Origin of the sequence: Psychrobacter sp. Ps1 (assembly GCF_022129425.1) — a bacterium.
Classification (GTDB): Bacteria; Pseudomonadota; Gammaproteobacteria; order Pseudomonadales; family Moraxellaceae; genus Psychrobacter.
In genome coordinates, this window is record NZ_JADQAN010000023.1 from 26,635 (window position 1) to 47,590 (window position 20,956).

General features: G+C 43.7%; 17 protein-coding genes and 2 tRNA genes. 6 read left to right on the forward strand and 13 right to left on the reverse strand.

Features of this window, described 5'->3' with window-relative positions; all coding sequences use genetic code 11:
- Positions 1-137: 137 nt before the first annotated feature.
- Positions 138-1,163 carry a calcium/sodium antiporter gene (locus I3249_RS11220; protein WP_102090874.1) on the forward strand — a complete coding sequence of 342 codons (1,026 nt, stop codon included), beginning with the start codon at positions 138-140 and terminating at the stop codon, positions 1,161-1,163.
- Between the two features lie 79 nt (positions 1,164-1,242).
- Here the strand turns inward: I3249_RS11220 and I3249_RS11225 are convergent, their stop codons facing one another.
- The 3 genes from I3249_RS11225 to I3249_RS11235 all read right to left on the reverse strand — a co-directional run bounded on the left by I3249_RS11225 (position 1,243) and on the right by I3249_RS11235 (position 2,576).
- Positions 1,243-1,905, reverse strand: coding sequence for an RDD family protein (locus tag I3249_RS11225; RefSeq protein WP_238070015.1), 663 nt, complete (start codon positions 1,903-1,905; stop codon positions 1,243-1,245).
- A gap of 323 nt (positions 1,906-2,228) precedes the next feature.
- A tRNA-Arg gene (locus I3249_RS11230) sits at positions 2,229-2,305 on the reverse strand.
- Between the two features lie 181 nt (positions 2,306-2,486).
- Positions 2,487-2,576 (reverse strand) — tRNA-Ser (locus I3249_RS11235).
- 351 nt (positions 2,577-2,927) lie between these two features.
- Between I3249_RS11235 and I3249_RS11240 the strand changes: the two genes are divergently transcribed.
- Complete coding sequence (locus tag I3249_RS11240) at positions 2,928-3,722, forward strand: hydroxymethylpyrimidine/phosphomethylpyrimidine kinase (RefSeq protein ID WP_238070016.1); 795 nt, start codon at positions 2,928-2,930, stop codon at positions 3,720-3,722.
- A 103-nt stretch (positions 3,723-3,825) separates the two neighbouring features.
- On the opposite strand, the gene I3249_RS11245 is transcribed toward I3249_RS11240, so the two are convergent.
- The 5 genes from I3249_RS11245 to ppx all read right to left on the reverse strand — a co-directional run bounded on the left by I3249_RS11245 (position 3,826) and on the right by ppx (position 9,882).
- Positions 3,826-4,395: a YggT family protein gene (locus I3249_RS11245; protein WP_101205146.1), complete on the reverse strand. Its 570-nt coding sequence runs from the start codon at positions 4,393-4,395 to the stop codon at positions 3,826-3,828.
- 119 nt (positions 4,396-4,514) lie between these two features.
- Positions 4,515-5,348 (reverse strand): pyrroline-5-carboxylate reductase, encoded by an 834-nt coding sequence (proC, locus tag I3249_RS11250; RefSeq protein ID WP_238070017.1) that lies wholly within the window; start codon positions 5,346-5,348, stop codon positions 4,515-4,517.
- Positions 5,349-5,525: 177 nt separating this feature from the next.
- Entirely contained in the window at positions 5,526-7,100 is a 1,575-nt protein-coding gene (gene tilS / locus I3249_RS11255) for a tRNA lysidine(34) synthetase TilS (RefSeq protein WP_238070018.1), read from the reverse strand.
- Positions 7,101-7,290: 190 nt separating this feature from the next.
- Complete coding sequence (locus I3249_RS11260) at positions 7,291-8,094, reverse strand: acetyl-CoA carboxylase carboxyltransferase subunit alpha (RefSeq protein ID WP_102078709.1); 804 nt, start codon at positions 8,092-8,094, stop codon at positions 7,291-7,293.
- 177 nt (positions 8,095-8,271) lie between these two features.
- Positions 8,272-9,882, reverse strand: a complete 1,611-nt coding sequence (gene ppx / locus I3249_RS11265) for an exopolyphosphatase (protein WP_238070019.1) — start codon at positions 9,880-9,882, stop codon at positions 8,272-8,274.
- A gap of 460 nt (positions 9,883-10,342) precedes the next feature.
- Here ppx and I3249_RS11270 point away from each other — a divergent pair, with 460 nt between their 5' ends.
- Positions 10,343-10,678, forward strand: coding sequence for a DUF962 domain-containing protein (locus tag I3249_RS11270; RefSeq protein WP_238070027.1), 336 nt, complete (start codon positions 10,343-10,345; stop codon positions 10,676-10,678).
- 120 nt (positions 10,679-10,798) lie between these two features.
- Here the strand turns inward: I3249_RS11270 and I3249_RS11275 are convergent, their stop codons facing one another.
- From I3249_RS11275 to I3249_RS11285, 3 genes are all read right to left on the reverse strand, one after another.
- On the reverse strand, positions 10,799-12,520 hold the full coding sequence (locus I3249_RS11275; RefSeq protein ID WP_238070020.1) for an AMP-binding protein: 1,722 nt from the start codon (positions 12,518-12,520) through the stop codon (positions 10,799-10,801).
- Positions 12,521-12,802: 282 nt separating this feature from the next.
- Entirely contained in the window at positions 12,803-14,104 is a 1,302-nt protein-coding gene (gene hemL, locus I3249_RS11280) for a glutamate-1-semialdehyde 2,1-aminomutase (protein ID WP_238070021.1), read from the reverse strand.
- 107 nt (positions 14,105-14,211) lie between these two features.
- On the reverse strand, positions 14,212-14,565 hold the full coding sequence (locus I3249_RS11285) for a zinc ribbon domain-containing protein YjdM (RefSeq protein WP_101205152.1): 354 nt from the start codon (positions 14,563-14,565) through the stop codon (positions 14,212-14,214).
- Positions 14,566-14,864: 299 nt separating this feature from the next.
- Here I3249_RS11285 and I3249_RS11290 point away from each other — a divergent pair, with 299 nt between their 5' ends.
- Both I3249_RS11290 and I3249_RS11295 read left to right on the forward strand, forming a co-directional pair.
- Entirely contained in the window at positions 14,865-15,617 is a 753-nt protein-coding gene (locus tag I3249_RS11290; protein ID WP_238070022.1) for a folate-binding Fe/S cluster repair protein, read from the forward strand.
- A gap of 64 nt (positions 15,618-15,681) precedes the next feature.
- A complete protein-coding gene (locus I3249_RS11295; RefSeq protein ID WP_238070023.1) occupies positions 15,682-17,034 on the forward strand; it encodes a D-amino acid dehydrogenase in 1,353 nt (450 codons plus the stop codon).
- Positions 17,035-17,146: 112 nt separating this feature from the next.
- Here I3249_RS11295 and I3249_RS11300 read toward each other — a convergent pair whose 3' ends face one another.
- Both I3249_RS11300 and I3249_RS11305 read right to left on the reverse strand, forming a co-directional pair.
- Positions 17,147-19,321, reverse strand: coding sequence for a molybdopterin oxidoreductase family protein (locus I3249_RS11300; RefSeq protein ID WP_238070024.1), 2,175 nt, complete (start codon positions 19,319-19,321; stop codon positions 17,147-17,149).
- A gap of 64 nt (positions 19,322-19,385) precedes the next feature.
- Entirely contained in the window at positions 19,386-20,090 is a 705-nt protein-coding gene (locus I3249_RS11305; RefSeq protein ID WP_238070025.1) for a TetR/AcrR family transcriptional regulator, read from the reverse strand.
- 474 nt (positions 20,091-20,564) lie between these two features.
- On the opposite strand from I3249_RS11305, the gene I3249_RS11310 reads away from it, so the two are divergent.
- Positions 20,565-20,768 carry a CsbD family protein gene (locus I3249_RS11310; RefSeq protein ID WP_238070026.1) on the forward strand — a complete coding sequence of 68 codons (204 nt, stop codon included), beginning with the start codon at positions 20,565-20,567 and terminating at the stop codon, positions 20,766-20,768.
- The last annotated feature ends 188 nt before the right edge of the window (positions 20,769-20,956 follow it).

Consider the following 20,956-nt stretch of genomic DNA (forward strand, 5'->3'; position numbering starts at 1 on the left):
TCTTTGAATTAGCTGCTATTATTACTAAAAATCTCGATGCTAAAGGGAAAGCTGAATCTAAATCAAGATTCGGCTTTTTTTATGCCACTTTTATTTATCAAATTCACATTTTTCATCATATACAAGGAAACATACCGATGTGGTTGGCCGCGCTTGCAATACTGATTGGGTTAGCAATTTTAGTTTGGAGTGCCGATGTCTTTATTGATGGGGCGACAGCACTAGCAAAGAAGTTTAGTGTGCCTAGCTTCTTAATTGGTGTCTTAATATTGGGTATAGGCACGTCAGCGCCTGAGATGGTGGTATCAGTACTAGCAGCGATAGAAGGCAGCCCTGAGCTGGCTCTAGGTAACGCTTATGGCTCGAATATCATCAACATCGCATTGGTACTCGGTGCAACCGTATTGATTAGCCCTATTATCATCCGTAGAGGCATCGTAAAGCGCGACTTGCCCTTACTGCTGCTAATTACTGTCATCGCCGCTTGGCAGCTACGTGATGGGACATTGAGCCAAGCTGATGGTATCGTATTGTTGATTTTGTTGGTCGCCGTTTTAGGACTACAGATCATAATGAGTATACGCGAAGGCTATCATGAGCACGAAGACGATATGGTCGTGGCTAATGCTGACTCAGAGCACTCAAACAACTTAGAGCACTTAGATAACTCAGAGAGCTTAGAAAAGCTAGAACCAAGCGTAACGCGTGGTCTTGTGAGTTTAATTATCGGTATGCTGATGCTCGTAGCTAGCTCACGTGCTATCGTTTGGGGTGCTGTCGAGTTGGCAACACTATGGGGGCTCAGTGAGCTTATCATTGGTCTAACAATTGTCGCCGTTGGGACCTCATTACCTGAACTGGTATCGAGCCTGTCAGCCGCCCGTAAAGGCGAACATGATATGGCGCTCGGCAATATCATCGGCTCTAATATCTTCAATACTTTGGCAGTTGTCGGCTTGGCAACGGTCATTGCTCCTATCGCTGCTGATCCAGTGATTCTGTCGCGTGATGTGATGGCAATGGGAGTCTTGACGATATTGCTAGTGACACTATGCGTGTTTGCCTTTAAAACAAAGCGCCAATTCGGTCGTACGTCAGGTGCTACGTTGGTGCTGTTCTTTATGGGCTACACCGCATGGCTGATTCAAAGCGTTAGTATGTAACTGTTTAGGCTAAACCAGCTGAGTATGAATAAGACTAAATTATTACGTCGATAATAGTTATTACGTTAATCAAATCAGACTAGGATTTTTTCTTACGATTTTTAAAACCGCGCCATAGCCCTTCATGTGCCACTTTTGGCATTTTTAGGGTGATGGTGTTGGACAGCATATCTTGTACCGCCAGACCGCGAGGGTTGAACAGACAGAACACATAGTTGAATACCAAACCAAGAAACGCGCTGGCCAATAAGGCTGCGCGTGACCCATCAATAAGACTGCCAATAATGCCGAAAATCAACGGCATCAAACAAGCGGCCAAAATACGCTTAAACGACTGACCCCACGTTAGCCATTGGCCTGCATCATTAATCGTTTTTAATCGCCACGTCTGCATACCTAATGTCTGACCACCACGGCGCCAAAATATTCCGTAGAATGCCACAAGTGTTAGTACAAACGATGGCGTCATAATGGCGTTCTGATACCAGAGCGGCAGTGACTGAGCTTGTGAGGACTCAGTACCCGTCTCCATGGTCAACAGTGTACCCACCACAGTCAATATAGTACCGACCAAAAACAGTAATGCCAAAATCAGCATACCATCATAGAGAATCGCCACGACACGAATCATAGGCTTAGCGATGGTTGGCTCTTCGTTAGGATCTTGCTGTACAGGCGCACTCGGTTGAGGCTTTGATTTGCGAGTCGTTTTTGACGGACGTTTAGATGGACTTTTTGACATGGTACAAGCTCATAGCAAGCAGTGAATAGTAACGCTATTGTACCGTAAATGGTGGGGCTATCGTACATTATCCTAGATGACTATTTAACATCGTAGATGGCCTAAAATCGTAGATGGCTGTCCAATATCATAGATTGCTCTCCAATATCGTAGATTGCTTTCTAATATTATTAGTTGGCTATCCAATCATGCTACATACAAGAGATGGTCGAAGAATAAATAAGTAGAAGGGTGAAAGTTACAGACATAAAAAAACCGCCAATTGTCATAAGACAGGCGATTATTTTAATGTTTTATCAGCTTGTATTAAGCTATTATGCAAATGGTGCGCCTGGAGAGATTCGAACTCCCGACCCCTTAGTTCGTAGCCAAGTGCTCTATCCAACTGAGCTACAGGCGCGTATTTTGCACTTTATCCACTGCGAAGATAATATCTTTTGCAGTAAATTAGGTTGGTCATTATATAGATAATATCGCTTGTGTCAACATCTTTTTTAATTAAAACAAATTATTTTTTGAATTAATTATTAAAATGTTTAACGCAGTATATTGCGTTACTACTCTAATAACAACTGAATAAATGGCGGTGAAGGAGGGATTCGAACCCTCGATACGCTTACACGTATGGTTCCTTAGCAGGGAACTGGTTTCAGCCACTCACCCACTTCACCTAACGATTCAAGACATTTATAAAAAATCTATAAACATAGTATTGATGCTAACAATACGTCTCATGTCGTGGGCGAGTATTATAACAAAGCCAAAACGAATTGCAAGCGTTGTCTACAGATTTAATGCGGCTTTTATCAAAATTATAGATATAAGTACTTATATTGCATTTTTATACGGAAAATTGCGACATATTACCGCTAAATACAACGACCAAACTGCTTATTAATATTAGGTCTACTCATTCTACCGTTTTATGCCCCATCCACAAGCATAAGACTATGATAGATTTTTTAGTAGTAGGTGGCTATAGTATTTATCACTTACTTTAAAATATCTCAAAAGGAGCTGTTATGCGACCTGTCGTACTGTGTTTTTCAGGGTTAGACCCTTCAGGCGGTGCTGGATTACAAGCGGATATCGAGGCCATTGGACAGTCAGGGGCACATGCAGCCATCGCGTGTACAGCGGTCACTATCCAAAGCTCACAGCAAGTATTTGGCTTTGAGGCTTGTGCGGCATCATTGGTAAAAGCTCAAGCTACTGCGGTGCTTGATGACTTACCTGTTAGTGCTATCAAATCAGGTATGCTCGGCACCACTGATAACATTGCAATGTTGACCGAACTATTTGCTGATCAAGTTATCGATAATGATACGCCATTTGTCTTAGACCCTGTACTAGTCGCAAATAGCGGGGGCAGTTTGGGTGATGAAAAAACTTTGGTTAGCGCCTTTAGACAATTGCTGCCCTACGCCACTTTAGTCACCCCAAATACTCATGAGCTACGTGCGCTTAGCGGAGAGCAAGACCTGCATGTCGGTGCACAAAAGCTATGTGCTCAAGGCGCTCATGCGGTACTCGTAAAAACCTCACATGATTTTGATAGTGGTGACATCGAGCAGTACTTATATATACAGGGGGAAATGGTCCATAAAAGTACTTTGCCGCGCTTAGATGGTGAGTTCCATGGCTCAGGATGTTCACTCGCTAGCTTTATCGCTGGACGCTTGGCAATGGGCGATGCTCTCATCGATGCTGTGCAAGCCGCAGACAGTTGGATTACCCAAACATTGCGGGCAGCTGATGCACCGCATCCTGATGATACTCAAGCTCAGCTCATACCCAATCGCTTTGTTCGTTTTTAGCATATCTAACAAGCTATAGCTTACCCAAGTAGCAGACGCAAAAAAGGCGTTCTATAAAAATATAGAGCACCTTTTTTATGACAGTTTTTAAATTTGATTAGACTTAACCCAAGGTTGGCAACACACTCGCAGCCAAGCCACCGATAAATATCTCCAGCAAATAAAATGCTAAGAAAGCAACCATTGGCGATAAGTCTAGCATACCTAAATTCGGCGTAATACGACGAAACGGGGCCAAAATAGGTTCAGCCAAATTAATGATAATGCCAATAATCGGATGCTCAGATCTGGTAAACACCACAATCCAGCTAACGATGATAGAACCAATTACTAGATAGCGACACATGCGTAAAAAGTCTAACAATAAGCTAGTCGTACCTGTAAAGAATAGCGGTACAGGCGCAATACCTTTATGCGTCAATGCGGCCTTTCCAGAGATGTCGATTAGACGAATCAAAAACATCAGCACGATAGCGGCAATGCTAATACGTCCCTGCGCGACGGTCGGGAAAATACGCCCAAACACATCGACGATATGCGTTGCTTTATAGGCAGGTGCAATCATCGGATTGCTCGCATCCATCCCTGCAAACTGCAACATAAAACGAATAAACACCAGCATCATAGCGAATGTGGTGACCAAATCAAAAATTTGAAATAACATGTTGTTCATGAAGTGCTACTCAATGTGACATTATTAACAGATTCTAGGATGACAAATGTCATTATCAGATGCTGATGATTACATAAGGTGTGTCGTCAGTGGTGACTCACAACACACCTTGTCAGTGTTTACTTGCTCATCTCTTCACTTAACGCTTGGCTACGATCATAGCAAGCTTGCATGGCCTCGCTGATTTGACGACCAATATCATTAGCTTGCATTGACTCAACCGCTGCTTGAGTAGTACCGTTCGGTGAAGTAACTTTACGGCGTAGCTCAGCTGGTGCATCATCACTGTTCATCGCCATTTTTGCAGCACCCAACATGGTCTGCATAGCGAGCGCTGAGGCTTGTTCTTTATCCAGCCCTAATGCAACAGCCCCATCGACCATCGATTCAATGAAGTAAAACATATACGCTGGCGCTGAACCTGATACAGCTGTGACGGCATGCATATGTTCTTCGTCATCGACCCACATGACCAAACCTGATGCTTCCATAACGGCTGTTGCTAGCTGCTTCTGTTCCGCTGAGATATTGTCTGTACCGTAGAGGCCAGTCGCACCCATTTGAATCATAGAAGGCGTGTTTGGCATTGCACGGACGATATTGCTATAGCCGCCCAACATGTTTGATAAAAGATCAGTCGACAAGCCTGCAGCCACTGAAATAATTAATTGAGTGTCTAATACGTCAGCAAAAGCACTTACCACTACTTTCATCATTTGTGGTTTGACTGCGAGTACCACGATATCCGCACCGATCACAGCAGACTTTGGATCAGTCATTGGATCAACAGTATTTAGACCTTTAGCGGCTAATTGCTCACGTGCATCGCTGCTAGGATCGGCGACCGTGATGAGATTTGGTTTGATGCCACAACCCACAAGCCCGCTAATGAGCGCTTGTGCCATGTTTCCGCCACCAATAAAACTGATTTTTTTATTATCTAATACCGACATACTTGTCTCCTAGTCACAAAATTCAAAGGTATTCAACTTAACATACTGATATGTAAAACGACACTCAGTTTATCATACTGCCACTATCGCCGTTTGATAAATTCAAAATGTCGCGCCTGACATCAACCTGATAAAAATCAATGAGTCAGCCAACGGATATTAAACTTTTAATGCTTTCTATTTTAGACTAAGCTCACTTGCAATGTACTCAGCCAATTGATTGCTTTTAGCATCGCTATCCGTCTGCTCAGAACTCAAAAGCCAACTCTCAAATGGTGATGCTAGTAACAGAGGAATATCAGTTTGTATGTCGCTTCCATCTTCAGATTTTTTTGTAAGGGTAATGCTGACTACTATTAAGCTTCCTCGTAGCCATAATGGAATCCCAAGGGTTTGATACAGCTTTTTGCCTGCTTGTGGGCGCGCAGCCATCTCAGTTTTCAACCGTTGCTTACGGTCTAACGGTGCTATTTTTAACACTGCCTGCTGTGCTATACCGCCCGCACTATTTTCTAACAATCGTACCAGCGCATCTGCTTTTACTTGCAACTGCCAAGTATAACGATCACTGCTACGTATGGTGAGCGATGTTAAATTATTAGCTGAATGACTAGATAAGTTACTAGATAAGGTCGGTCTGGATAGTGGTAACACCTGCTCGGTCAGCGGTACGTTTAGCCAAGACAGCAATTCGCTGCTCATACGATAGAGCTGCTGACGATAGCGCCGAATGGTATAGGACTGCCTGCGACCTTGCCAAAACAGTTCTGTTTGATGATCTTGGTCATCACGTTGGCTGAGAGTTAGCACATCATCGACGAGTTGCTTAGCAGGTGGTAACGGCTCATCTTGACCCAACCAATAGTGCAATAGTTGCCGCTGACGATACATGGGTAGCTGTTGCAACGCATTGATATTTAGCACGCGCTGTGCGGGTAAAAGTTGCAGGTCTATATTTTCTGTCTGCTGCATATCCTGCATAGCTTGAGCATTGACTGTTTCCTGTGCATCACTTAACAGCTGAGCGCTGCGAGCAATATTATCAATAACATTAGGATTGTATGTAGCCAGTATTGGCATGATATCGCAGCGTAGCCCACTACGTACGTTGTCGCCGCTGTCATTGGTAGGATCATCTATATAAGGCAGCTCTAAGCGCTTGGCGTAGGCGCTAATAGTGGCTCGTCGTATCGTGAGCCAAGGTCGCCACAGGATATTGTACTGTACGCCCTGTGTTTGCACTCGCCATGGCTGCATACCAGAGAGACCATTGACTCCAGCGCCTTGAATGAGCCGCATCAATACGGTTTCAGCTTGGTCGTCAGCATGATGGCCCAATAGCAAAACATCACCTTGATTGATATGTGCGCGCATTACCTCATAGCGAGCTTGCCGTGCTGCCTGTTCATCATGACCGTTTACTTGCGCACGTAATATATAACACGGTATTTTTTGAGCCTCTGCCCAATCAGCGACATGGGCTGCCCAAGCGCTACTGTCTGCTTGTAATCCATGATCGACATGTAACAGCTGCGGCAGACATGGCAATCTACCTTGTCGATAGAGCTGCACACACAGCGCCGCAAGTGCCAATGAATCACGCCCACCACTACATGCCAGCCAAAGACGACGACCATGCAACTGATCACTATACTCAGACATACTGTTCAATAAGGCGGTTTCTAGTGTCTTATCAACTGGCAAATCAGCAATTGGTTTAACGGGATGCGAGATGATTGCGCTGCTGGTCATATTCAGCCTTATTTTTAGTTACGTTAGGTGCTTTATGTTAGGTGCTGTACATAGCAACAGTAATAGTAACAGCCAAAAAAAAACGTGCCATTAAATGACACGTTTTTATTTTAGCACTAAGACTCAGACTCTAATATTAAAAGCCACGCATTTGTGACGTTTAATATTAGGTTGGTACAGTATTAGCCAACTAGGCAGGCAACATCACTTCTGAATTGAAAGACTTTAGCTTTTCATAACGTAGCTCACAACGCTCTTGAGGATCTAAGTCTTTAATTTCATCGAGCTGTTCAGTGATTAATGCTTTTAAGGCATTCATCACAGGTTGTGGCTGTACATGTGCGCCCTCGCCCTCTTCGATAACAGCGTCAATCAAACCCATTTGATAAAGGTTAATGGCGTTTAATTTTAATGCTTCACTAGCATCTTGTGCTTTTTCAGCGGTTTTCCAAAGGATAGAAGCACAGCCTTCTGGCGAAATCACTGAGTAAATACTGTTTTGTAGCATGTTTACTTTGTCACCAACGCCAATCGCTAATGCTCCGCCTGAGCCGCCTTCACCAATGATAGTCACAATCACAGGCACTTTCAGACTAGAGAACACAGCGATGCTTTCTGCAATCGCTTGTGCTTGTCCGCGCTCTTCTGCACCGATACCAGGATATGCGCCTTGGGTATCGACAAAGGTCATCACAGGAATGTTAAAGCGCTCGGCCATTTTGACCAAACGAATCACTTTGCGATAGCCTTCAGGATTGGCCATACCAAAGTTATGAGCAATACGCTCACGGGTGCTACGACCACGATGCTGACCAATCACCATCACAGGCTGACCATCAAAACGTGCAAGACCACCCAAAATGGCTTTGTCATCGGCAAAAGCACGGTCGCCATGCAACTCGTCAAATTCGGTAAAAAGCTGATTAACATAGTCCATAAATAATGGACGCTTGGCGTGTCGTGCAAGCTGCACACTATCCCAGACAGTGCTCATAGACGCTTCCCTTTAATAATTATACTTAATGTATTTATGTTTAAGAATAATATCGTTATCCGTATTCAGATAATGAAAGTACAGTTGTAAACTCAATAGGAGCTATAGTAGCACATCTTATATAGCATGACATTATCGACAACGCCGCTTTTGTTACGTTAACCTTTAACTCGGTAATTACAATGGTAACTGCTCAATCTCTTGCGTCTCAGCGCTCATTGCTGCTGCCTTTTGCATATCAATGTCTTGAGCATCAACCGCTGGCGTCTCAACCACGCTAAGCTGTATGCCCCACTTAGCGAATTGGTCAATCTCGGTACGCAAATCTGCCAGCAAGAACGCGTAATGCTCACTGCTATCAGCCAAGGTAATCTGCCAGCTGTTTTCAGCGACTACCTTTAGTTCTAGCTCTGGTAGCGCGTAATCACTGCGGCTATGATGTGCCAGTACGGCGAGGCGCAACAGTAAGCAGAGATATACCAACTGGTCACCACCAATCTGACAAGTCTGCTCTAGCATATCGGCTTTGAGCTTGCGACGATGGTTAAGCATCAGCTGCGCCATGCGTTTTTGATCGACTTGCGAAAACCCTGGAATATCAGAATATTCAAGCAAATACGCGCTGTGCTTGTGATAGCTACTGTGACTGATTGCCAACCCTATCTCATGCAAGAATGCAGCACGTCTGAGCAAGTCGCAATCATCATTGGACAGCGCAAGCTTGTCTTTTACTTGTTCAAATAAATGACGGCTGGTTTTTACCACTTGCTTGGCTTGCTTTTTGTCCCCTGAATAACGCTTGATTAGTGCCAATACACTGCGGTCACGCACATCTTCACTAGCAAAGCGTCCGAGCATATCGTACATAACGCCTTCACGTAACGCACCATCTGAATAAGTAATGGTCTCAACGCCCAGCACTTTCATCACCGCGCGCAATACTGCCACGCCAGCAGGAAATACGGCTTTACGATGTTCTTTGACGCCTTCTAACTCGATATCATCAATATTGCCAATCTTAATCAGCAATTTCTCTAATTTTTTGACACCTTTGTAAGTAATGCGTTCTTGCTCATCGGCCCAACCTTTTGACACTAGGACATTACGCACCGCTTTGATTGTACCGCTTGAGCCAACCACACTACTCCAGCCCGTCTTTTGATAACGACCGTTAATCGCTAAGACTTCTTTACGTGCACCCGAAATCGCACTATTAAAAGCTTCTTTGGTAATCAGACCATCCGCGAAGAATTTTTGGGTAAAAGAAACGCAGCCCATTTGTAAACTTTCAGTCAATAATGGATCGAAATTTTGACCAATAATAAACTCTGTCGAACCGCCGCCAATATCCATAACCAAGCGCTTATCACTACTCTCATTGGTATGTGAGACGCCCAAATAAATCAATCGCGCCTCTTCGCGGCCCGCAATAATCTCAATAGGTTTTGGCAAGATTTTATTGGCACGGGAAATAAAGTCGTTGGCGTTTTTGGCTTGACGCAATGCATTGGTCGCGACCACACGAATACGCTCTGGCGGTACTGAATCCAAGCGCGCTACAAAGCGGCTTAAGCAATCAAGACCGCGCTGCTCAGCGGCTGCGCTTAGAATATTATTTTCGTCCAGACCGGCGGCGAGCTGTACCTTTTCAGACATCGAGACTACTTTTCGCACTTCCCCATGGTCAAGACGAGCAATAGCTAAATGGAAACTGTTGGAACCAATATCGATGGCTGCCATCATTTCATCATCGCCAATTGGCGGATTCGTAAGGTAGTCAATAGGCATAGGACAAGTCGTCACCGTGTTAGAGAGAGTGGATAGTTTACCAAAATCACGTGCTATATAGTTATAAAATCACATGTATAGAAAAAAGTAGTAACCACAAAAATCAGGGCAATTTTATCATTAAAGCATTTATGCCAAACACTCGCAAGCGATGCAAAACTGTAGCAAGGATATCGACGACCACCTTATAAACTGACAGGTATCGGCTCAGCATCTAGCGCTTGTGTTACACATATCGGTTTGCTACATTGAAAGCTATCAATATCATGATAAAAAACCGTTATTTGCAGCTCTTTTAGCCGTACAACTTACTTTAAAAGTCACCAGTTAATCGGTTAAAAATCATCTGCAATTAATAGTTATCAACCTCACTAGCAAGGAAGCTAGTCACATGAATCAGACCACGACAAAAGACGCAACCCAAAATACTGAAACTCCCATCAGTAGCGCTAAAAAAGACATGGTAAAAACTGAAACTTCGCCCAAACAAGCATTTTATGATTTTTACTTAGATGAGCATCAAAACATGGCCTGTCGCCGCCTACATTTCGCAGGTAGTAGCTTTGGCTTATTAGGACTGGCAAAGTCTGTCAAAACTGGCTCAGCTAAGCCTTTGGTAAAGGGCATTGCTGCTGGATATGCCTGTGCATGGGTTGGACACTTTTTCTTTGAAAAGAACAAACCCGCTTCTTTTAAGTTTCCATTGAAAAGCTTTGTCAGCGACTTTCGTATGTATAGCGATGTGCTACGAGGCAATCTGAGCCTGAGAGATCGTAAGTTTGATAAAGTACGATAACGTTTAGTCGTCGTATAGGTTAAATAAACAAAAACAGGGCTGCTAAAAATAGCAGCCCTGTTTTTGTTTATTTTAAGAATTATCTCGATGTCACTCTTATAAGTGAAATACACTGCTCACTTATCGCAGTTCTTTACGCAAAATTTTGCCGACCGCCGTCTTAGGGAGCTCATCGATAAACTCATAGGACTGTGGACGCTTATAGCCAGTTAGGCGCTTACTCGCAAAGTCTTGTAGCTCTTCTACGGTGAGATTCGCATCTTTTTTGACCACAAATGCTTTTGGTACTTCTCCGCTATGGTCGTCTGCTACCCCGATTACAGCGACTTCTAGCACCTTAGGATGTTCAGTCAATGAAGCCTCTACTTCATTGGGATATACGTTAAACCCTGACACCAATATCATGTCCTTTTTGCGATCAACGAGTGTCAAAAAACCTTCATCATTTATAACACCGATATCACCTGACCTAAAGTAGCCATTTGGGGTAAAAGTATCTGCATTGTCTCGCTGCCAATAACCGCGCATGACCTGAGGCCCTTTGATACAGACCTCACCCCTTGTACCTGTTGGGCACGTATTCCCATTCTCATCAATGATATGGATATCTGTCAAAGCCAATGGCAGTCCAACGCTGCCATTGAACTCTGTAATGCCAGACGGATTGAAAGAAATAACAGGCGCCGTCTCAGACATTCCATAGCCTTCGCTAATAATCATACCTGTCACTTGCTGCCATTGATCAGAGACCGCTTTAATAATCGCTGTGCCGCCACCGATAGATAAGGCTAAACGACTAAAATCTAGACTAGCGAATTTTGGATGATGCAGCATGCCAATGAATAATGTATTCACTGAAGGTATAACGTGAGGTCGGTGCTGTTCAATGGTATTCACTAGACCATCGATATCACGTGGATTGGTGACCAATATATCTTCCCAGCCGCCATAAAGACCTAGCAAGCCGCAGACCGTAAACGAAAAAATATGATAAAGCGGTAAGGGATTAAGTATTTTAATCTGCTCGCTACGATTGGCTTCAATCGTTTTACCAAACATCGCGTAGCACTGGCAGACATTGGCCATGACATTATAATGAGTGAGCATGGCGCCTTTTGGCTTGCCAGTCGTACCACCTGTATATTGCAGTAGGGCCAAATCTTCACGTTCAATCGTAACGGCTTTAAACGCTTTTGCATCATAGGCTTGCATAATATAGGCAAACATTATGTTGTGCTGTGATGACTCATTTGATGATTCGGAGGAAGCATGTGTTTGTTCATCTGTGTCCGCAGGTTGTTCTGAGCCAATCTGACTGAGCAAGGCAATGTCGTTATCAGCAATGCTAGGATCAATGGAACATCTGACCACCCATTTTAACTGCGCTTTGACTGTGTCATCTAATTGCTCATAAGCAGTGCTCATACCATCTAGCACAATTAGACCACATGCTTGAGCATCAGTGAGCTGATGTGCCAATTCATATTGGGTATACATGGGATTGACATTGACCAGTACCACACCGGCACGTAGGCAACCCAGCAATACCACGGCATACTGCAATATATTTGGTAGTTGTACTGCAATACGGTCGCCTTTCTCGACACCTTGCGCTTGTAAAAAAGCCGCGAAACGTCGACTGGCTATATCTAGCTGCCCAAAAGTGAGCGTGGCCGCTCCCATACTAAAAGCTGGCAACTCACTATGTTTTTCAATCTTTGGTTGTAGTAAGTCCATCAGATTTCGCTTACCTTCCAATACATCCAAATGATTCTCTAATCCGTATTGGTCATAAGTGGCTTGCCATAGTGGCGCGGTATTGCTAGAAGGGCTGGTACTCATTCGTTTGCATCCTTGCTTAATTATTCAGGTTTGCCTCAGAGTATCACAACTCATTGTCTATTTTTTGGACGCACAGGTAAGAAATGTATAAGCATCAGTCACGCTATCCACTATAAAAACGATTTTCAGGAATACGTCATATTATTCGCAAAAGTATCATAAATAATATATCCATAAAAAAACCAGCAAAAATCACAGAATGATCTTGCTGGTTTTTTAGACTGCCACTTTTTAACGAGTCAGTCGCTTATTCTTAACGAGTCAATCGCTTAAATGTCTAAACTACGCTGTTGCCATCTCTGCAAATATCTCATCAGCAGCAGTAATCGATGCATCAATATCTTCATCACTATGTTTGATAGACATAAAGCCTGCTTCATAAGCTGAGGGTGCCAAGTAAATACCGCGATCTAGCATACCGTGGAAGAAAGTATTGAATACGTCCATATCGCACTCTGTCACGTCATCGAAGTTCTTTGGTGTTTCGGTTTCACTGTCTTTAACAAAGAACATACCAAACATGCCGCCCAGCTTATTGGTACGTAAATGAATACCATGTTTGTCAGCTGCTGCTTGGAAACCGTCTACTAGGCGATCAACTTTCGCTGCTAACTCGTCGTAGAAACCTTCTGCGGTTAAGTCCTCAAACATAGCGATACCAGCGCGCATCGCTAGCGGGTTACCTGATAACGTGCCAGCTTGATAGACGCCGCCAAGTGGCGCGATGCAAGACATGACTTCTTTTTTACCACCGAAAGCACCAACGGGTAAGCCAGCACCGATGATTTTACCGAAACAGGTCAAGTCTGGGTCAATACCGAAATGGGCTTGCGCACCGCCAAGACCAACGCGGAAGCCCGTCATCACTTCATCAAAAATTAATACCGCGCCATTAGCCGTACATTCTGCGCGCAACGTATCATGAAACTCTTGTGTTGGAATAACCATATTCATGTTGCCAGCGATAGGCTCTAAGATAACGCAGGCAATCTCCTCACCCCATTTTTCAAAGCAGTCCTTAATCGCTTGCGAATCATTATAAGGAATCGTAATAGTATGCTTAGCAAAATCTGCTGGCACGCCTTTCGACGTTGGCTCACCAATATCTAGCATGCCAGAGCCTGCTTTTACTAGCAGGCTGTCTGAATGCCCATGGTAGCAACCTTCAAACTTAACGATTTTGTCACGCTGAGTATAACCACGTGCTAGACGGATCGCACTCATAGTCGCTTCGGTACCAGAGCTGGTCATACGAATCATTTCAACACTAGGTACGATGTCACAAATCTTGTCAGCAACGGTGGTTTCAAACGGCGTTGGTGTGCCAAAGCTAAGACCATCATCAGCCGCTTTTTTCACCGCATCAATGACTTTTGGATGCGCATGACCCAAAATCATTGGACCCCACGAGCCAACATAATCGATATAGGCATTGTCTTCGGTATCATAAATTTTGCTGCCATTGGCACGATGCATAAAGATTGGCGTACCACCAACTCCTGCAAAGGCGCGAACTGGCGAGTTAACACCACCTGGAATGTGTTTACGTGCTTGTGCAAAGAGCTGTTCGTTTTTAGTACTCATAATTATTCTCTACTCATAGGTTCTATGTTTTATAACTTCTGTATTTTTTGACTAAACTTCTATTTTATATTTGTTTATTATCCAATTTTTCAAGCACGTTTGGAGCGCTAGGCTTTTTTGACAACAGAAGATTTGAGCTTCATTGGCCCGTAGCCATCAAGTTTGCAGTCGATATCATGACCGTCAGTAGCATCTGGCAACAGACGAATACTTTTCGCTTTCGTCCCTACTTTAATCACAATTGAAGAGCCTTTGACTTTTAGGTCTTTAATAACCGTCACCGCATCGCCGTCCTGTAGCTCATTGCCAACAGCATCACGAATAACTGCGTCTTGATTTTCAGCTTGCGCTGCATCAGTCTCAGCCGCCGTCCATTCATGAGCACACATAGGACATACCAGTAACGCACCATCTTCATACGTATATTCAGCATCACATTTAGGGCAATTTGGTAAGCTCATTATTTCCTCGGCAGCCATCGTACATTAGGTTAATTGTAGAGCTGATATTGTACCGTAACTCGCCATCTTTAACCAATTTGTACGCTTGAAAATCAAACGCTATGCCCAATTTAACACTTAACTCATCGCTTATTGATGACGTTTTTTATGACAGGGTTTTTTGTGGTACTCTTCTTAGCCTCATTTAAATTTATGTGCACAGATACTGTCAATGATAAAAGCGCCCGTATAATTTTTTATCACTTCGATTTACCCTCTATATTATTAATAAATAAGCTCTCATCAGAAGGATAATAACAATGACTCAGTCTCCAGACACATCAGCACTGCCGCAGTTTTCACAATTAACCATTCAAGGCGAGGATGCCGAAAAATTCTTTCAAGGACAATTGACCTGTGATGTCACTAAGCTTGGCCTCAGCTATCAAGCTGCTGCCATTGGTAATTTAAAGGGTCGTATTGAGTTCGGTATTTGGATTAAGAAACAAGCAGAGAAGCAATATGATGTGGTCATTAGTGCTGACTGCGCGGATGCTCTACAAGCCCACCTTAAAAAATATGGTGCATTTTCTAAATTTGAAACCAGCGCGCCGACGCCAATTTATCCTTGTGTCCTTGATAATGTACCAACTTTTAGTCATAAAGACGACCATAATACGACTGAGGATACACAAGCTTGGATGCAATGCAGTATTGCCACTGGTAACTATTGGATCGTAGCTACCACTCAAGGTGAATTCCAACCGCAAGAGCTGCGTCTACATCAACGCGGCGGCATGGACTATGATAAAGGCTGCTACTTAGGCCAAGAAGTCATCGCTCGCATCTACTTTAAATCTGCACCCAAAGCATTTTTGCACTATGTGCAAGGTACCGGTGAAGCACCAAGCGCAGGTGACAAAATCGATAAAATCCAAGTGGTCAATGCGATGAAAAATGACGATGGCTTTACCGCTTTGGTCGTAGCGCGTCCTGAACAATTGGCAGAAAGCGATTTGAGCATATTGGACTTGCCAGCTGCCCTACAAGTAGATGTCGCACGCCCAAAATAAAAGCACATCGAATCATGCAAGCGACACAGCAAAGGTGACGGTAGTTCAATAAAGAGTTACCGTCATGACTAACATGAGCATAGAGAATCCTATGACACATATTGCGGTACTCGGAGCAGGTGTGGTGGGCGTGACCACCGCATGGTATCTACGTCAGGCAGGCTATGATGTGACCGTGATTGAACGCGAGTCAGCGGCAGGTATGCAAACATCATTTGCCAATGGCGGTCAAATATCTGTCTCACATGCCACGCCTTGGGCCAATCCTGCGACCCCGATGAAAGCGCTCAAATGGTTATTTAAAGAAGATGCTCCGCTATTGTATCGCTTGCGTGCGGATAAAGCGCAGCTCAAATGGGCCATGCAGTTTCTGCAAGAGTGCCGCGCCGATAGAGCCGATGCCAATCTGGTGCAAATGGTGCGCTTAGGTCTATATTCAAGAGATACCTTACAACAGCTGCGCGCGGATATTGGCATCGACTATGAACAGCAAACACGCGGTATCATGCACTTTTATACCAATCAGGCAGAGTTTGATGCGGCTATCGAACCAACTGAACGCATGCAAGCGCTTGGTTGTGAGCGCCATGTGATTGATATTAATAATGCTGTCAATTTAGAGCCAGCGCTCTACCCAATTGCGCATAAGCTCACTGGGGCGACCTATACCAGTCGTGATGAGTCCGGCAATGCGCACCTATTTACTCAACGGTTAGCGCAGCGCTGCATCGATGCTGGTGTACAGTTTTTATATGATACCGAGATTTTAGCACTCAATACCGATACCGACTCTGCTCGTCCACATGTACATAGTATTACTATTCGTCCAAAAAACGAAAACGCGCAGACCTTCATGGCTGATAGTCATGTGGTCGCGCTTGGCAGCTATAGCGTACCTCTACTAAAACCATTGGGCATCCATGTACCAATTTTTCCGGCAAAGGGATACTCGGCTACGTATACGGTGAATCCACGAGCACCACATTTAGCGCCTTTTGTCAGTCTAATTGACGATGAATTCAAACTGGTTACTTCACGACTGGGTGACAAATTGCGAGTTGCTGGTACAGCTGAATTCAATGGCTATAACCTAGACTTAAATGCCACGCGCTGTGAAGCCATCACTCGCCGTGTGCAGCAGTTATTTCCAAAAGGTATCATCGCAAACTCGGTACAATATTGGACAGGACTGCGCCCAATGACCCCATCGAATGTACCTTTGATTGGTCGCGCACACTGTGGTCAAGTCAAACATGGTAGTCATAATGCTTCAGCGACTTTTGACAATCTATGGCTCAACACCGGACACGGTACATTGGGATGGACACATTCTTGTGGTTCTGCAAAAGCCATTAGCTTATTGATACAGGGCGAAATACCTAGCGTTGATTTTGACTTTATTGGTATAAGTGCTTAATCGGATAAGCGATAGATTAAAATTTTGTGCAAAAAAGAAGGCGCTTACCTATAGTAAGCGCCTTCTTTTTATTTTAGGACAATTCTTAAGTGATTACGCTATTCATCAAGGTTTATGATGCGGTAGCCAATGCGTCATCTGTTGCTGATTCAAGCGCTTCCAGTTGTACCGGTACACCATTAACTGCCGCATTGCCACTTAATTGGTCAATTAGGGTTTCATCAGTCAAATCATTAACGCTGACACCTGCATGCGCTTGAGCAATCTTTTGCTTAACCCCTTTGCGGCCGTGACCAAAGCCGTGCGGGATACTGACCACTCCTGGCATCAGCTCATCCGTCACTTCTGCTGCAATGACCACGCTACTCACTCGAGAAGTTACTCTGACATCTTGACCGTCTGCAATACCATGTCGCGCTGCCGTTTGCGGATGCAACATCAATGTACAGCGAGATTTACCTTTTACCAATCGATGGCTATTGTGCAACCATGAATTGTTACTACGTACATGACGACGACCGATTAGCACAATCTCATTACTGTTGTACTGTTGCACCATTTCTTTAACACGGGCTAAATCTGACTGATAAAAATCGACATGAAGATGAATTTGTTTATCAGCGTGTTTAATAGCCTCTGGCAACATCCGATGCAACGGACCTAAATCAATACCATGTGGGTTTTCGACCAGTGCTTCAAATGTCACGTCTTTATGAGGTCCATACTTTAGACCTTGCTCTAACAAGAACTTAGGACCAAATGCTTTTGTCGCGGCACGTTCTTTTTGCGTTGCTTCTGGCGCATCTTTGTCTAAGCGATCTGCCAGTCCTAAATAAATCTCCCAGTCATGCTTGGTATCGTCGGTTTTGTCAAACAAAGCAGGCGAATATTTGGCGACATTGTGCACGGCAAAGCCGTTAAAAGTAATGTCATAATGGTCGCGCTCTAACGGCGATACAGGCGGCAAAATAATATTGGCATGGCGACTGGTCTCAGTCACAAAATAATCAAGCGAAACCATAAACTCTAACTGAGATAATGCTTCGTCTAACTTTTCACCATTTGGGGTACTCAGAACAGGGTTGCCAGCGACCGTAATGAATCCCTTTAACTGACCTTCCCCTTCTACCAACATTTCATCCGCCATCGCAACCACTGGATACTCACCATTAAAATCTGGCAAGTTGCTGACGCGGCTATGACGTTTACCCAAATAGCCTGGGCCAGAGCTATTCACAACATCGACGGCAGGATTTGGGAACATTAATCCGCCTACTTCATCTAAACGACCCGTGACGATATTGATGACCATAGATAGATATTGGCTGAGCAAACCAAACTCTTGCACCGAGATACCCATACGGCCGTAACAAACCGAGCTTTCTGCTTCACAAAACTCTTTGACGATACGTTTGATTTCGGCTGCGGTAATACCCGTGATGTCTGCCACTGACTCAGGCGTGTATTGTTCAGCAAATAAAGCAAGTCGATCTATTTCTGGTGCCAAGGCCGCCACTCTAGTATCGAGCTTCGCATAGCCTTGCGTATAGATTTCATTGAGCATGGCCAATAGCAGCAATACGTCCGTCGCTGGACGAATAAAGTGGTGTTCGCTAGCGATGTCGGCGGTTTCGGTACGTCTTGGATCTACTACTACCACCTTACCATCGCGCGCTTTGATATCTTTTAGCTTTTGACGCATGTTGGGCGCAGTCATGATACTGCCGTTGGAAGCCAGCGGATTGCCACCGATGATCAGCATGTATTGTGTGTTATTGACATCAGGAACTGGAATGCGCAGCATGTGACCAAATAGATGCATACTGATAATATGATGTGGCAGCTGGTCGATAGAAGTGGCAGAAAAACGACTGCGTGTCTTTAAGCTGGTAAGCAGTTGTTTGATGGTCAACATACCGCCCATGTTATGTACGTTAGGATTACCCAAATAAACACCCAACGCATTTTGACCATACTTTTGCTGTATGGATTGAATACCTGCAGCAACTTTATCCAACGCTTCTGGCCAACTAATAGATTTCCAACCGTCAGCCGTTCTTTCTACCGGCTGACGCAAACGGTCAGGATCTTCATGCAAATCTTGCAAAGCGGTGGCTTTCGGACAAATATAGCCTTGCGAAAAGGGATCGTTTTTATCGCCTTTGATCGACAAGACTTTTTCGCCATCATGTTTTATTTCGACGCCGCACATTGCCTCGCACAATGTACAAGTTCTAAAATGCGTTTGCGCTTCGCCTAACGTTGGTGCAGCCGTGGTTGTAGCCATAGTCACTCTCCCTGTTGTGTTTTTCTGTTCTAGACTTCATGACAATAATTTTTGCTTATTATCATTACTGACTAGTATTGCTTCCGTGCAAAAAATTGGCGAACAGTGCGTCAAAGCTGATACTCAATGTGGCAATCGCTTGTTGCCTTGAGTAACGCTGCTGATGACAGCCCAATATCAACTCATGTACTTGTGCCGCCGCCATATCGACGCATAGATTGACAGCACTACGCTCGCAAGAACGATTGGATAACTGCAATCCTTGAATAAATATCTCTGTCCATTCTTCTTGTATTTCGGTAATCAGATTGCCCAGTCCATTATTTAATGATGACTGGTTTTCTATACTGTCAATAAACCTAGGACGGTCTTCGAGCAAATGCTGAAACAGCGCGATATTCTCAAATGCAGAATCGAAAATCATAATCAAGCATTGTCGACATTGCTGATTAAACTGATCTTTACTCAATACATCATAATCTTTGAGCATATTGACCCATGCCAGTCGCATCGGTGATAGATAATTGTCTTTTAGTTGGGCGCTCAGCTCGTTTTGTAGCGCCTCTAGACTCTCAAAATGATTGTAAAAACTGGGCTGGGCAATACCTGCACCTTTGGCAACCTTATTCATGCTCATGCCCTGAGCACCTTCCAAACTGTACAACCGCAAAGCACTTTTTAATAACGCACGCCGAGTCTTGGCTTTCGCCAGCTCACGTTTCGTTTGCACTTTTTCAACGCTCATTTTGTTAGGTGTATTCGCTATCAATATACACTCGCTTATCAAAAATAATTCATAGAATTTCATCTTAACTATAAGGCTATAGTCATTTTAACAAGAAGTCTATCATTAAATGTTACACGGCATTCACTCTCTATTATTAGTCTTAGATCGTGTTGATAACGACTGCCAATTTTTAGTGTTTTTTATCTATCAACTTAAAAATATTTATGCTGTCAGTTTTATAATTTACGGCCAAAATTACTGAGTAGCTTTACGTATATCACTGATAAAGTACGCTATTTATTACACAAATAGATGACTCATAACACAGATGTGCAGATTCCCATAATGAAGCAACACTCTAAACATTGCGTATACAGACAACGGGATTTTGAACGCTTATATTAAATATCACCAGTTGGCTTAAGTTTTACCCAAAGCAGCTGAGTGAAGTGTGAAATAAAAACAGATGGAATAATAATCTCGATAAACAACCAAATAATAAAAAGGAATATAACAATGAACGAACATACGCTAAAAGGTGAATGGAACCAGATGAAAGGGTCAGTCAAACAGAAATGGGCAGAGCTCACTGATGACGATCTCACCCATATCGAAGGTAGTCGTGATAAGTTGGTTGGCCGTGTACAAGAGCGTTATGGCCATGCCAAAGAAAATGCGGAGCGCGAAGTAGACAGCTGGCGTCTCGAAAATAAATACTAATGAGCTTTGGTAATCAATCTTGTTTTGAGTAAATCAAAAAAAACCGCATAAAAATATATGCGGTTTTTTTATATCAATGGTCATCGATATATTTATTCAGAAATATCAATTGAGACCATCCCAGATTCTGTGTAACTGCCATTTAGATTAAATGCCTGCTTATACGGTCATCAAACATAATCATAAAA